The organism is Microcoleus sp. S13_B4, assembly GCF_036700885.1.
Taxonomy (GTDB): Bacteria; Cyanobacteriota; Cyanobacteriia; order Cyanobacteriales; family Microcoleaceae; genus Microcoleus.
In genome coordinates, this window is sequence record NZ_JAUBPU010000002.1 from 37,178 (window position 1) to 48,927 (window position 11,750).

Sequence of the window (11,750 nt, forward strand, 5' to 3'; positions counted from 1 at the left end):
CAAATCAAACTCAAAATTCTGACTGCAGCGATAATGCTACTCCCATTTTGCGCCGCACTTCCCTTACAAGCTCAAAATCTGTCTCTAGTCAAGCGGCTGCTAGAAACCAGAGGATGTCCCGGATGCGACTTATTTGGCGCTTCCTTGAGCCGTGCAGATTTGTTTGGCGCTTCCTTGAGCCGTGCCACTCTCAGCAGGGCCGACTTAGTTGATGCCGACTTGACTGCGGCTGACTTAATGGAAGCTAATTTAAACAACGCCAACATGAGAAACGCCTTTTTGGCTGACGCCGACCTCAGCAAAGCCGACATGAGCAGGGCAGACATCAGGGGAGCAAACTTAGAAAATGCCAACCTCAGCGAGAGTTTTCTGCGAGACGCATCGCTCCAGTTGGCTAACTTAAAATGCAGTAATTTGAGCGCCGCTAAACTAAGTAGAACAGACCTAAGAAATGCCGATTTAAGCGGTGCAAATCTCAGCGGTGCCGACCTCCAAGAAGCCGATTTAAGCGGTGCAAATCTCAGCGGTGCCGACCTTAGATCGGCAGACTTGAGGGATGCGAGATTGAACAAAGCTAATCTCACCGATGCGAATCTCTGTGGAGCGCGGATGCCCGATCAAAAAACCTCTCGGCGAGGCTGCGAAGTTAAGAAAGAACCAGCGCTCAGCACGACGAACAATTACTGTAATTACTGCTATGCCTTGAATGACTGGTGGCTAAATGTATTAAGGTTTTACTAAGCAGTATCATCGCCATCACTACTCTGTTTAATATGTACTGTTAGAAGTGCGAGTAGGCGGTACAGATATCAAACTTAACCTGTTACCGCCAATAGCTTTTATCTACTTTGAAGAACCTAAAAATTGGCTCAGTATTTGCAGATATTCTGCGCCCCCGATCTGTGCCACATTAGTGTGACCTCCATCAGGAACTATGTAAAGCTGTTTGGGTTCCGGTGCTGCCTCAAACATTTTTTTGCTCATTTCCACTGGAACTACATTGTCAGCAGTTCCGTGAATAAAGAGCACAGGCATTTGCAGGCGATCGACTTTGGAAAGAGAATCAAACCGCTGTGTCAGCAACAAATCGATCGGAAACATCCAAAACAGCCCTTTTTGGAAATTAACCATCGCCCGCGTCGAAGTAAAAGAGCCTTCTACGATTAACCCCGCAGCCTCCGGGTGACGCACAGCTAGATCGATCGCGATCGCCCCTCCCAAAGAATGACCGTAGATATAAATTTGATTCGGGTTAATCCCCCGCTGTTTCACCAAATAATCCCAAGCAAGTTGAGCATCCTCATAAACCTGAGATTCACTCGGAAAATCGCCCTGGCTTTTTCCATAACCACGATAATCAATCACAAATACCGACACACCTAATCGATGAAATCGATAAGCGTGTTCGACATTTGCTCCCACATTTGAAGCATTACCGTGCAGATACAAAACTACCCCCCCTAACCCCCCCTTGTTAAGGGGAGGAACCGGAGCCACGGCGCGTCTCTCACTTTGCCGGGACGTTCCGACTCCTCTAGCTCCCCCCCTTGGCAAGGGGGGGCTGGGGGGGGGTTCCGAGTCTCCGGTGTTAACAGAGGGAACAGCCTCCCCCTTTCTTGCTCCACCCGTTGCTAAGGGCGGGCTGGGGGGGGTTTCCGAGGCAGGAATCCACCACCCGTGCACGCTTTCCACCGCGCCTGTTTTAGTTGGAATTGGCAGCCAAACATCTTGATATTTCAACTGAAAATCATCTGGCGTAGTTTCGATCGCGCGCGCGGGAAAAAAGATAAACTTACCTTGCGCTACAAATAGGAATACACAAGCAGCAGAATAAGCCACGGCCAAAACTATCCCAAAAGCTATTAGCGCTTTAGACAAAAGGAATACTAGCAACTTGTTCATAGAAGATAGAGCACGCGGGAAGTTAGATATCTTTCAACAGCTAATGGCAAAGGATTAATTCAGATAATTAGCCAAGATCGATTACTAACTTCCGCCACAGCATTCCGCCGATTTTCCCAAATTAATCCAATTCCGGGTGATGCAAGTGCCAATTCGTTGACTGTTCGTAAGCGTGAGCCACTTGAAACAGCCGAGATTCTTGCAAAACATTACCAATCAGTTGTATACCCACAGGCAGTCCTTTATCATCAAATCCGCAGGGCAAACTCAAAGCTGGCAAACCAGCAAGATTCACCGGAATAGTCATCAAATCTGACAAATACATACTCAGGGGGTCATTAAATTTTTCCCCAGCCTTAAATGCGGTAGTAGGAGCTGTGGGACAGACTAAAACATCAACTTGAGAAAAAGCTTTTTCAAAGTCTTCTTTAATCAAAGTCCGAACTTTTTGAGCTTTCAGATAATAGGCATCGTAATATCCAGCCGACAATACGTAAGTGCCGATCGCAATCCGGCGTTTAACTTCCGCACCGAACCCTTGAGAGCGAGTTTTGGCATACATATCCAAAAGGTTATCAGAGTCTGGAGACCGGAAGCCGTACTTGACTCCATCATATCGCGCCAAATTTGCCGAAGCTTCCGAGGGAGCAATAATGTAGTAAGTGGGCAAACCGTAGCGGAACCGGGGACAAGAAATGACTTGAATTTCTGCGCCCAATTGTTGAAATTGCTCGATCGCCTTAGTAACAGCGTCTTTAACCCCCGATTCCAACCCGACACCAAAAGTTTCTTTAATTACACCAATTCTAATCTGACCCTTCGGCCGCAAACTGGGTCTTAAAGCTTGAGCGTAGTCAGGAATTGGGACATTAAGACTCGTGGAATCTCTCGGATCATAACCGGCGATCGCCCCCAACAAAATCGCCGAATCCTCAACAGTCCGGCCAAAGGGCCCAATTTGATCGAGAGAAGAAGCATAGGCCACCAAACCGTAGCGAGAAACCAACCCATAAGTCGGTTTCAGCCCCACCAAACCGCAAAAAGCAGCAGGTTGGCGGATTGAGCCGCCAGTATCCGAACCCAAACTCACAACGCATTCTCCGGCGGCTACCGCTGCGGCAGAACCACCAGAAGACCCTCCGGGCACGCGCTCCAAGTCCCAAGGATTCGCGGTAACTTGATAGGCAGAAGTTTCTGTCGAGCTCCCCATTGCAAACTCGTCCATATTCGCCTTACCCACAATCACCGCACCGGCTGCTTGGAGTTTGGAGACGACGGTTGCATCGTAGGGAGGAACAAAATTCTCCAAAATCCGAGAGGCGCAGGTTGTAGGAACGCCCTCGGTACACATATTATCTTTAACGGCGATCGGGATGCCGGCCAACAGGCCAATTTGCTCTCCGGCTGCGATTTGGGCATCCACTTTATGGGCCTGCGCCAAGGCGCTGTCTGCCGTAACGCACAGAAAGCTTTTCAACTTCGGCTCTAGCTGGGTAATTCGGTCTAATGCTTCTTGAGTAATTTCCACAGCAGAGCGTTCTTTATTGACCAGTTGTCGGTGCAACTCGCGGATGGATGCCATGCTCGTACCTTTATCATTTCTACTTTGAGACAATACAGTTAATATAGCTGGCAATTGTACCTGCTTACAGCCCGAAGGCAAAGTCGGCTATTTTTGTGGCGAAAGTTCGAGCCTCAAAGAGGACTCCGCTAACGCGCGATCGGTCATTTTATCTACAATAGATTCAATTCCCCAAATCCCACCGAACACAAAATAGCGATCGAGTTTTTTACCTAATCTTTTAACAAACCAAGAATGCAACTGTATCAGGACTGATGCAAAAAGTGGTTTGACGCGAGATTTATATGAGTAAGGGGTAAGGTGTGCAATGCTGCTCCTACATAATTAGGTTCTGCCTCCAAGAAGGTGTATGCAAGATCACACTCATTAGGAAATCAGTCATTCCCAATTCTGTCATCTAAATTATAAAATAATAGAACCCAGCTTCTCTTGGACGCAACCCCGGCTTTATGGTATAAAAAAATGGCATAAAAAATCAAACAAACCCCGATTGCAAGTGCTTTATTCGGAAAAAGATATTCAGATAATATTAAAACATTTCCTGAGAATAACTTACCCCTTTTGTGAGATTTAATATTTTTTGAAGGCATAAGTTGAAGCCTCTGCATCTGACCTTTTACGAGCTCATTCGCCTCTTTATTGTTTTAAAAATGTCAACTGAAAATAGAAAATCATGAAAAATAAAATATTAGATTACGGCTGCCGATTCCCTAATAATTATAACCAAATTATGAAAAACACTTTTTTAGCCACAAATTACTGAAAGTTATCAGTCATCCGAGTGAATTAATGGCGGCTGCGCGATCGAAGAAAATAGTGATCGACCTTTTCTGATACACGCCCATTGTGCCAGAGGTCAACAAGCCTGTCAGAAATCTGGGGCTGACAAAAAAGCTCGAAACGCTAACCCCCACGCCGAGGTCTTTTGTTGCGCGCACCTGCAAAAAACCAGCAGTCCTTCCTCAAGTGCGACTAGCTGCGTGCATCGGGGGTAAAAAAAGCTACTTATTTGCCACCACGATCCCCAGGAAAATAATTTCATCCGGAATTATCCCCAAAACCAAAGATATATGGTAAGAAGTTCCCGATGCCCCGTTGGAGGAATGCCACCTAAAGCTCACTTAGAATCCCACCTGACGGCAGAGGAACTCAAAATTCGCTACCGGCAGGCACAAAACACCACAGAGTCGCGCCGCTGGCACTTGCTGCTGTTAGTTTCCAGAAATTGGACTATCAAACAAGCAGCCCAAGTCGTAGGCCTCAACTACGACTATGCCAAAGAAATTGTCCAGCGCTACAACCGAGAAGGGCCTAACTCTGTGAGAAATCGCAGCGGAGACCGCCAGCCCCCTCCTGCCAAATCCTTGCTGAATCCTGAAGAGCAAGAAGAACTGCGACAAGCGCTGCAAGGCCCTGCCCCCGACGGCGGAGACTGGACAGGCCCCAAAGTAGCTCGCTGGATTGCCGAAAAAATCGGTAGCGATCATGTCTGGCCCCAACGCGGCTGGGATTACCTGAAACGGTTGGGTGCTGACTGGAGACGGCGACGCAAAAAGTAGATAGTTCGCAATATTTAGAGGGGGTTGATTGCTTTGGTGCGATCGCTCCCTTTATTTTGATTATGTTGCGGTAGTGGCGCGATCAAAACCCTTTTAGATTTGAGATTGTAGATTTTAGATTTGTTCTTCAATCTCAAATCTCCCATCTAAAATCTAAAACAGTTTGACTGATGTAACAATAGCTGCTTATTATAGAATTTGGTTGTGTAGAGGATGTTAAATATGCGAGGGAGCAGGCGTTTTTTGTCGATCGCCCACAAGATGGCGGCAGTAGTAGCCGGCATTGGACTGGTTCAGATGTTAACCATCGCAAGTTCATTCTCTCAATCATCTAACCCGCGTTCCCTAGACGAACTCTACAAAATTCGCGATCGGCTCGTCACCGAATTAGAACAACCCCCCTCTCCCTCCCCAGAACCAACCCTGCTCTCGCGCTTAGTTCCCGTTGCCGCCAATCCTCAAGAACAACTGCTACAGCAGTTGCAAGCGGTGGAAGTTCAAATATTAGTAGAACAGAGGGCTAACGACAACTTACAGCAAGCAGTTCGTTTAGCCAACCGAGCCGTAGAAACTAAACGGCCGCAAAATAAGTCGATCGAATCTTCGCAGCAAACTCAATTTTTGTGGAACCAGGCCCTCAACAACTTGCAGGAAGTTCCTCAAAATTCATTTTTAGCTTCCCTCGCTGCCTCAAAAACTCAAGAATATCGGGAAAATTTAACAGCAGCAACCTTTCAAGTCCAGCAAGCAAAATCTAATTTTTTGGCTGCGGTTGCCCGGGAAAGCGGTTTGTCGGCTCAAGCTTCGATCGGTGTTTGCAACCTTTCTAGAGAGTGCGTACACTTGCGGGGCGATGTGCCTCCTGTCAGTCCGGCCAGCTTAATTAAATTGCCGATTGCTGTCGCCCTGATGCAAAAAGTCGAAAAAGAAAAAATTAGTCTCAACCAGGAAGTATTTGTCAATTCGGGTAATTTCACCGAAGACTCATCTACGCAGATTTTGTCCCCTAAAAATTACCCGCTACAGCTACTGTTAGAAGAAATGATCGATCGCAGCAGCAATACCGCCACAAATCAACTGATCGATTATTTGGGAGCCGATTACATCAATCAATTTTTAGATAATCGCGGCTACCAAGTCACCCGCGTTAACTTCAAATTAATGGGGGAAAAGATTATGCCCGCCAACCCCGGTTCTGGCCCCAACCGCCTGACTGCTAACGAACTCACCGAAATGATGGTGCAAATTTACAACGGCGAAACACCTGGTGCTAAACTATTAATAGAAACTCTCAACCGCCAGTACGATCACGCTCTGGGATTTGCCGCCTTGCAAGGAACTAAAGCTCAGTGGTTGGGCGAAAAAACAGGCCAAAATTCCCTGGTGCTCGGCACAACTTTAGCGATGAGTATTGACGACGAGGCCTATGTAATGACTGTGATTGACACCAGCAGCGGCGATTTACAAATGCGCCAGTCTATTTCTAAAATTGCCGATTACATTAGCCGGAATCCCGGATTTTAAGAGAATATTGCGAAAACGACTTATTTTGGCTCGCGGTAAGTTGCCAGGTTTCAGCGCATGGGGTATGGCACCCAATTCGAGAATTTAGCGAGATGCTCCCAATATACCATGCACGCCGTCAAAGCCCAGATCAGACCCGCTGCTATTAGAACGATCGCCCCAATCAGTCGCAGAGTGCGATTAGTTGGCATCAACAGCGCAGGCGTCGCGCAGACGCCACCGAGTCCCGACAGGATGAAGCCCATACCTGATAGTATTGGCTGCGTGGTTAGACCGAGATTGATAATCCGCAAACCGATCAAAATAGCAGCCGCACCTGCGAAAAAGGCGTAAATCGTAACTGTTAGCAACTCCCAGTTTTGAGCTAGGGCGACAGCAGCACCGAGGAAGACGATACCGAACAAAACTGACATTTCCCCGAAGGCAATGTTGAAGCTGCCTGGAAGTGACCAAGTGAAGATCATGTGCAAGCCTGTTGTCAGGGCGATCGCGCCACTCATGCCAAACCCGGGAATCCACCGTGTTCGATCGGCGCCGTCGATACCGGAATAGACATAGTAGGCGAGGATAAATAACCCTGCCACCATATTGATCAGCATCAAACTGATGTAGTTAATAAACATTTATTTGCCGACCTCCGTCACTCATAAAGGTGAATTACATCTATTGTACATCTCCCATAATTCTTGTGGAACAGGCCGGAGAGACTGTTCTTGACCGGCTTTTTGGGAGATGTCTATTAACTAACCCAGCAAGAAAGTAGACTTCGCACTCGAATAAAAATTAGGAGCAGGAAAAGTCAGTTGTCGCAGATTTAAATTAGCACCTCCTTCAATAATTGCAATTGTATCTTCTGGTTGGGAGATGACTAAATCTGCACCTACCGGAGATATTTGATAGTCACTGAGTTGACCTGCTAACCTGAGTACATCACCCTGCGTGGGGTTGAATCCGCGAATGCGAGCCTCCCCTGGCCCTCTATATAATTCTTGCGCGCTGGGAATCATCTGAGACGGTGGTGGCGAGGTAAAATCATAAGCCAACATAAAAGTATCAGCCCCTTGGCTGCCAATCAGGGTATCAAATTCATTGCTACCATTACTAAAATAACGGCCGGCTCCGCCAAAAGTAAAACTTGTATCTAAATCAACTCCAGTAATTTCCGTTTTTCCATTGCCAAAAGCAGTGACAATATCATTTCCATTAGTTCCAACAAAAGTGGCAGAGCGATTAGGTTCAAATTGTCCAAATTTTGTATAATGATCGAGACCTGAAGAGAAATTTCCTGCTTTCACAGCGGCAGCAACATCGGTACTTTTTTGTAAATATTCAACTTCTGAAAAATTATCCAATACACTATTTTCACTAAAAATCAAAATACCGCGACCTCGATTTGCTAGAAAGGGAGTATTGGCATTTCCCTCAATTTGAGCGACTCTTTCGATACCTCTACCATTGCCTAGAAGAATATAAGAATTGCTGCCATTCTCTCCAGACGAGAATTGATACCCTCCTCGCGTTCCTGCGAGTTGGATCGAATCAGCTTGCGGGTCAAAATTTTTAATAATAACAGGTATGTTTCCAAAACCCCTGTAGAAAATAGGATCATTGGTATGGGAAAAATCCCCAACACCAAGCACAAAAGTATCAGAGCCTTGACTGCTAATTAAGGTATCTTGATCGAGATAATAGTTGTTTTTTTCATAAACTCGATTGCCTGCTGCATCTAAAGATACTTGAACGCCGGTGATTTCAACTTTCCCTACGCCAAATCCAGCTACAACGTCACTGCCTGTAGTACCGACAAAGGTTGCAGAGCGACTTGGCTCAAATTGTCCAAATTTTCGGTAATGTTCTCCACCTGTTTTGAAAACTCCTGCTTGGACTGCTGCTGCTACATCCGGGTTTTTCAGCAAATATTCGGGTTCAAAAAAGGTACTCGCATAAAGGCTTTCTTGGGCTCCGAATTTGATAAAGTGCTCAAAACCCGATTTGAAAGTTTGGTTCTGCACAAAGGGAGCAAGTACGGGGTATCGCTTTAAATAAAATGATTCATCGTAGTCAGGCGATGTATTGACAAGACCTTGTTCCCAGCCAAACTGAATAAAGTGATCTAAGCCTGATGCAAAAGCTCCGGAACTGACAGCGGCCGCGACTGCGGGATTGTTGGCGAGATAGTAACTTTCATCGTAATATCGCGACACTTCCGTGAAACCGAGTTTTTGACCAAACTTTTCAAAGTGTTCTTTGCCAGAACTGATAATTCCTTGATCGATAGCTTGTTGAACAAAGGGATATTTTGTGAGGTAGTAATTATCGTCAAAAATATCATAGTTAGCCATATTGTCCTTCTCAGGTATTGATCGGTTTTTTCCCAATTCACCTTACTTTATACCAATTTAATGCGAAGTTGCACATATCTCGATCCCCCTAAATCCCCCTTAAGAAGGGGGACTTTGATCGGAATCTTGTCCCCCCCTTATTAAGGGGGGCTAGGGGGGATCGGATTCTATGCAGCCTCATAAAAAATTGGTATTAGGCAAAAACGTTATTTCTTGACAACACAGGCAAGTTAGATATAATTAAATTCAAATCAAGTAATTCGAGAAATAAGATGTATTAATAATTAATATTTTTTGAGGAGTTTTAAGATTTTTCAATTTTATTTAATTCGTTCGATCGCGTAATCAGAAAATGCCACACACAAAACTCAGCGTTTCCGTCAAAGGCAAAGGGTTTCCCATCCTCTGCTTGCACGGCCATCCAGGTTCCGGCGATTGTATGTCCGTCTTCACAGAACACTTATCAAAGCGGTTCCAGACGATCGCCCCTGACTTGCGCGGATACGGCAACAGCCGCACCTCAACTGCCTTTGAAATGACCGATCACCTCCTCGATTTAGAAGCACTATTAGATCGATTGGGGATCGATCGGTGTTTGGTGATCGGATGGTCTTTGGGAGGGATTTTAGCCCTGGAATTAGCCATGAAATATCCCCAGCGAGTCACCGGTTTGATTGTACTCGCATCCGCAGCCAAACCGCGAGGAAGTCACCCTCCCATCTCTTGGCAAGATAACCTTTACACCGGTTTAGCCGGAATTATCAATTGGGCGATACCCGGTTGGCAGTGGAATATTGATACTTTTGCGAGGCGATCGCTCTTTCGCTACTTGATACAGCAGCATAACGCCACCCCTTACCGCTACTTAGCACAGGCAGGCACCCCCGCCTACCTCAAGACTTCCAACAAGGCCACCAAGGCGTTAAATACCGCTCTGAGGGCTGGATACAACCGACTGCTCCACCTCGGCGACATTCAATGTCCCAGCTTGGTGTTGGCCGGAGAGGCCGATCGGCACATCACCTCAGAGTCGAGTTTAGAAACCGCCCGCCACCTCCACGATTGTCAGTGGCAGTGCTATCCCAATACAGCCCACTTGTTCCCTTGGGAAATTCCCGATCGGGTACTCGCAGACATCGATCACTGGATTGAGAGTCACCCCGAAGCAGTTGGCAATTGCGAGTGTTGAGTTTGGAGTTGGTCACAAGCAATTTATCACCCAACAATCAAGAGTTTTGAAGTTACAACTCACAACTCAAAACCGCACAACGTTGTGAGGGAAGCGTAGCCCTCTCACAACTCAAAAATCCCCTGCTTCTACTGACCGCTCAAAACCGGCCACAGCCCTCCATCACCAAGCTTTCCCAAATCTTCTGCAACAGTCAAAGTAATTGGTTTGCAGCGGTAAATCGAAACACTAACACCTTCTGCCCCTTCATTTTCTATGTCTTCTACATATCCTGCTTTTGCAGCTTCCGCCTCTCCATCGGTTAAGAACGGGCCAAAATAGTAAATGCACCGCGGCGCTGAAGTTTTAACTTCAACCCACCAAGCCAATCCGAAAAAGTTGAGTAAGGTAATCAAGAATTCTTTCATCTGCTTTTCTAATGTATTTGATGGTGTTTTCAGGGTGCTGCGAACACGCCTAGGCTTTTGTTATTTACACGTGGCTGACTGCTGCCAAGAACCGTCCAAACCTATTTAAAGCTGATCTCTAAATAGATTGGTGTCGAATTCCTGTTTGAACCTAGGGGCAAGGCCCCTTCTACTTTCGCCTGAACAAGTAACGAGAGTCGATCGGCTATCCTTACTTGTTCCGGGTGTGGTGCCACTCTATTCTGGGCGGCATTCACAATAAGCTACTCTGTTGTACTCTTTTTTTCAACCACCTTTAGGAGCCATGTACGTGAAACTTTTTGGGCCCGCGCTGGCGGTAAATTTCGTATAAAGCCATCCCCGTTGCTACCGAGACATTCAGGCTAGGAGTATGGCCCCTTAAAGGAATTGAAACTAATCCGTCACAGCCGCGCTGTATCAAAAGGCTCAAACCGTCAGCTTCACCACCCACCACTAAAACAGTGGGCCCGGAGAACTTGACTGTCTCTATAGATTGACCGACGCCTGCTGCAGTGCCATAAATCCAGAATCCAGCCTCTTTGAGTTCTTCCAGCGCCCGGTTAAGATTGACAACCCTCGCCACGGGCAGGCTTTCCAATGCCCCTGCTGCCACTTTTCTCACTGCCGAGGTAATCCCAACAGCCCGCCGCTGGGGAATCACCATGCCCTGAGATCCCAATGCTTCTGCGGTGCGAATAATCGCCCCTAGATTGTGCGGGTCGTTGAGTCCTTCTGCTACCACAATTACGGGATCTTCGCAAGCCGACTTAGCCTTCGCGATCAGTTCGCTCAAATCCAGGTATTCGTAGGCGGATACTTGAGCCGCTACGCCTTGGTGGTTTGCTTTGCGCGTGATGTAGTCGAGGCGCAAATCGTCAACTTCGTCAATGATGCTGCCGTTGGCTTTGGCTTCGGTTAGCAAGCTGTGAAAGCGGGGATCGTAGCGCAGGTGGGGAACAACCCAGATCCGGTTGAGGACTTGGTTTGTTTCTAAAGCTGCTTGCACCGCATGGCGGCCGTAAATCATGTCGTCTGTGTCTGCGTCTGGTTGCACGACTGTATTTGAGGCAGTGTCAACAGGGCGAGTGTCTCTGTCTTTGTCTCTGTCTCTGAAATGGTTGCCCCGGAATTCCTGCGGGCTATTGTCTTTGTCTCTGTCTTTGTAATAATTGCCCCTGGATTCCTGCGGGCTGCTGTCTCTGTTTCTGTCTCGGAAATTGTTGC

At 46.9% G+C, this 11,750-nt stretch carries 10 protein-coding genes; 4 read left to right on the top strand and 6 right to left on the bottom strand.

Annotated features, from left to right (window positions below; genetic code table 11):
- The first annotated feature begins 33 nt into the window (after positions 1–33).
- Positions 34–741 carry a pentapeptide repeat-containing protein gene (locus QT994_RS01825; RefSeq protein WP_333171329.1) on the top strand — a complete coding sequence of 236 codons (708 nt, stop codon included), beginning with the start codon at positions 34–36 and terminating at the stop codon, positions 739–741.
- 102 nt (positions 742–843) lie between these two features.
- Here QT994_RS01825 and QT994_RS01830 read toward each other — a convergent pair whose 3' ends face one another.
- Together QT994_RS01830 and gatA are read right to left on the bottom strand one after the other, a co-directional pair.
- Complete coding sequence (locus QT994_RS01830; RefSeq protein ID WP_333171332.1) at positions 844–1,902, bottom strand: alpha/beta fold hydrolase; 1,059 nt, start codon at positions 1,900–1,902, stop codon at positions 844–846.
- Positions 1,903–2,023: 121 nt separating this feature from the next.
- Entirely contained in the window at positions 2,024–3,484 is a 1,461-nt protein-coding gene (gene gatA / locus QT994_RS01835) for an Asp-tRNA(Asn)/Glu-tRNA(Gln) amidotransferase subunit GatA (RefSeq protein ID WP_333044443.1), read from the bottom strand.
- Positions 3,485–4,587: 1,103 nt separating this feature from the next.
- Here gatA and QT994_RS01840 point away from each other — a divergent pair.
- Together QT994_RS01840 and QT994_RS01845 are read left to right on the top strand one after the other, a co-directional pair.
- Entirely contained in the window at positions 4,588–5,043 is a 456-nt protein-coding gene (locus QT994_RS01840; RefSeq protein WP_333044446.1) for a helix-turn-helix domain-containing protein, read from the top strand.
- A 222-nt stretch (positions 5,044–5,265) separates the two neighbouring features.
- The gene (locus tag QT994_RS01845) at positions 5,266–6,567 is read left to right on the top strand and encodes a serine hydrolase (RefSeq protein ID WP_333171335.1); all 1,302 of its coding nucleotides are present in this window, start codon (positions 5,266–5,268) and stop codon (positions 6,565–6,567) included.
- 50 nt (positions 6,568–6,617) lie between these two features.
- Here the strand turns inward: QT994_RS01845 and QT994_RS01850 are convergent, their stop codons facing one another.
- Both QT994_RS01850 and QT994_RS01855 read right to left on the bottom strand, forming a co-directional pair.
- The gene (locus tag QT994_RS01850; RefSeq protein WP_333044384.1) at positions 6,618–7,190 is read right to left on the bottom strand and encodes a DUF981 domain-containing protein; all 573 of its coding nucleotides are present in this window, start codon (positions 7,188–7,190) and stop codon (positions 6,618–6,620) included.
- Positions 7,191–7,310: 120 nt separating this feature from the next.
- A complete protein-coding gene (locus QT994_RS01855; protein WP_333171338.1) occupies positions 7,311–8,909 on the bottom strand; it encodes a hypothetical protein in 1,599 nt (532 codons plus the stop codon).
- Positions 8,910–9,261: 352 nt separating this feature from the next.
- Between QT994_RS01855 and QT994_RS01860 the strand changes: the two genes are divergently transcribed.
- Positions 9,262–10,098: an alpha/beta hydrolase gene (locus tag QT994_RS01860; protein WP_333171341.1), complete on the top strand. Its 837-nt coding sequence runs from the start codon at positions 9,262–9,264 to the stop codon at positions 10,096–10,098.
- A 128-nt stretch (positions 10,099–10,226) separates the two neighbouring features.
- On the opposite strand, the gene QT994_RS01865 is transcribed toward QT994_RS01860, so the two are convergent.
- Both QT994_RS01865 and rlmB read right to left on the bottom strand, forming a co-directional pair.
- On the bottom strand, positions 10,227–10,505 hold the full coding sequence (locus QT994_RS01865; RefSeq protein ID WP_333044387.1) for a DUF1816 domain-containing protein: 279 nt from the start codon (positions 10,503–10,505) through the stop codon (positions 10,227–10,229).
- Positions 10,506–10,800: 295 nt separating this feature from the next.
- Positions 10,801–11,750 (bottom strand): 23S rRNA (guanosine(2251)-2'-O)-methyltransferase RlmB (gene rlmB, locus QT994_RS01870; protein WP_333171344.1); only part of this gene is annotated, 950 nt, incomplete at its 5' end.

Bases quoted from the DNA above. Each gene is read 5' to 3' on its own strand.
- QT994_RS01825 (WP_333171329.1), top strand. From the start codon at position 34: ATGCTACTCCCATTTTGCGCCGCACTTCCCTTACAAGCTCAAAATCTG.
- QT994_RS01830 (WP_333171332.1), bottom strand. From the start codon at position 1,902: ATGAACAAGTTGCTAGTATTCCTTTTGTCTAAAGCGCTAATAGCTTTT.
- gatA (WP_333044443.1), bottom strand. From the start codon at position 3,484: ATGGCATCCATCCGCGAGTTGCACCGACAACTGGTCAATAAAGAACGC.
- QT994_RS01840 (WP_333044446.1), top strand. From the start codon at position 4,588: ATGCCACCTAAAGCTCACTTAGAATCCCACCTGACGGCAGAGGAACTC.
- QT994_RS01845 (WP_333171335.1), top strand. From the start codon at position 5,266: ATGCGAGGGAGCAGGCGTTTTTTGTCGATCGCCCACAAGATGGCGGCA.
- QT994_RS01850 (WP_333044384.1), bottom strand. From the start codon at position 7,190: ATGTTTATTAACTACATCAGTTTGATGCTGATCAATATGGTGGCAGGG.
- QT994_RS01855 (WP_333171338.1), bottom strand. From the start codon at position 8,909: ATGGCTAACTATGATATTTTTGACGATAATTACTACCTCACAAAATAT.
- QT994_RS01860 (WP_333171341.1), top strand. From the start codon at position 9,262: ATGCCACACACAAAACTCAGCGTTTCCGTCAAAGGCAAAGGGTTTCCC.
- QT994_RS01865 (WP_333044387.1), bottom strand. From the start codon at position 10,505: ATGAAAGAATTCTTGATTACCTTACTCAACTTTTTCGGATTGGCTTGG.